General features: G+C 65.5%; 1 protein-coding gene. It reads right to left on the reverse strand.

The window, feature by feature from the left end:
• Positions 1-839 (reverse strand): thiamine pyrophosphate-binding protein (locus AC3WJM_RS23005; RefSeq protein WP_492273058.1); only part of this gene is annotated, 839 nt, incomplete at its 3' end.
• Between the last annotated feature and the right edge of the window lie 14 nt (positions 840-853).

Consider the following 853-nt stretch of genomic DNA (forward strand, 5'->3'; position numbering starts at 1 on the left):
CCGTCCAGGCGCTGGAGGTTGCAGTTGATCACGAAGTTCAGGTTGTCCAGGTTCTCGTTCGCGGCGAGCTGGAGCAGGCCGCGGGACTCGGGCTCGTCCATTTCCCCGTCGCCCAGGAACGCCCAGACCTGCTGGTCACTGGTGTCCTTCAGGCCGCGGTCGTGCAGGTAGCGGTTGGACTGGGCCTGGTAGATCGCGTTCATCGGGCCGATGCCCATGGACACGGTGGGGAATTCCCAGAACGCGGGCATCAGGCGCGGGTGCGGGTAGGAGGAAAGGGCGTGGCCCTGCTTGGACTTTTCCTGCCGGAACCCGTCCAGGTCCTCCTCCGAGAGCCGGCCTTCCATGAACGCCCTGGCGTACATGCCCGGGGACGCGTGGCCCTGGAAGAAGACCTGGTCCCCGCCCGAGGGGTGGTCCTTGCCGCGGAAGAAATGGTTGAAGCCGACCTCGTACAGGGTCGCGGCCCCGGCATAGGTGGAAATGTGCCCGCCCACCCCGATGTCCGCCCGCTGCGCCCGGTGCACCATCACGGCCGCGTTCCAGCGCATGTACGCCCGGTACCGGCGCTCGAATTCCTCGTTGCCCGGGAACTCCGCTTCCTGGTCCGCCGGGATCGTGTTCACGTAATCGGTGGTGGTCACCATCGGCACCCCCACCGACTGGGACCCCGCCCGCTGAAGCAGGCTGCGCATGATGAACTGCGCCCGCTCCGTGCCCTGCTCCCTGATCAACGCATCCAAAGACTCAACCCACTCGGCAGTCTCTTCCGGATCACGATCAGGCAGCTGGGAAGTCAACCCGCTAAGGATGTGTGAGGTCTCTTCTCCTGCAGCCACGTCCAACCTCTCTT

The sequence above is a fragment of the Arthrobacter sp. FW306-1B-G06A genome (assembly GCF_058781765.1).